This is a genomic window from Dietzia sp. SLG310A2-38A2, assembly GCF_014145095.1.
GTDB lineage: Bacteria > Actinomycetota > Actinomycetes > Mycobacteriales > Mycobacteriaceae > Dietzia.
The window spans coordinates 1-853 of the sequence record NZ_JAALDX010000482.1 but is presented as its reverse complement, the minus strand read 5'-3'; the positions used below and the strand labels follow the sequence as shown (position 1 = coordinate 853).

General features: G+C 68.9%; 1 protein-coding gene and 1 tRNA gene. One reads left to right on the top strand and one right to left on the bottom strand.

The features are described 5' to 3' along the window. Positions 1-416, bottom strand: a 416-nt coding sequence (locus G6027_RS19060; RefSeq protein WP_241727184.1) for a helix-turn-helix domain-containing protein, incomplete at its 3' end; no start/stop codon positions are given. 166 nt (positions 417-582) lie between these two features. Between G6027_RS19060 and G6027_RS15645 the strand changes: the two genes are divergently transcribed. Next, positions 583-655 (top strand) — tRNA-Glu (locus tag G6027_RS15645). The last annotated feature ends 198 nt before the right edge of the window (positions 656-853 follow it).

The following is an 853-nucleotide window of genomic DNA, read 5'->3' as shown; positions in this document are numbered from 1 at the left end:
GGCGGGTGACGCTCGAAGTGCTCGGTCACCAGGTCCACCAGACGGAGCTGGAAGCGTGATGTCGCGGTCACGCGGGCCACCCCGAGGTCCGGGTTGGCCCGGAATATCTCCGCTCGACGGTGGGCCAGGGTCGCGGTCTGGGCGTCGTCCGCGATCCGCGCGGCCGCGAACGCCGCGAGGAACAGTCGGAGAAGCGCCCCGGGGACGTCCGGGTCAGCCGCGTCGAGGAACTCGCGGCGGCCCGCCGGTGGGAGGTCACGGGGTGGCGAACCGATGACGGCGGCCTCCTTCGAGGGCACGTAGTTGAAGAACGTGCGCTTGGACACCTGGGCCGCGGCACAGATCTGGTCCACCGTCACGCAGTCGTACCCGTGCTCGAGGACCAGGGAGGTCGCGGAGTTCTCGATGGCCAGCATCGTGGCGCGGCGTTTGCGCTCGCGGAGGGAGTCCTGGTCCGGTTGGGTGGTCACCAGAGGAGTCTACAGAAAAGTGCACTCGGTACATATTTGCACCGGGTGAATTGCGGTTTCCCCGCCGATTTTGTGGTGCGCCGGTTGGGTCGCTACAGTCGATGCGTACCAGGCCCCCGTCGTCTAGCGGCCTAGGACGCCGCCCTCTCACGGCGGTAGCGTGGGTTCGAATCCCATCGGGGGTACTCAGTGACATGTCCCGGTTACTCGCGAGAGCGAGGAGCCGGGACATCGCGCATTTGGAGGCGTGAGACCATTCCCCCCGTGCACTCTCGTCGCCACGTTCTCCGGCTGGTGCTCGGCGCCGGCGTCGGGCTGGCGGGCCTGTCCGCGTGCGGGGCGGGGGGCGGGTCGACGACGACGAGCCCGGCCACCACGTCGAG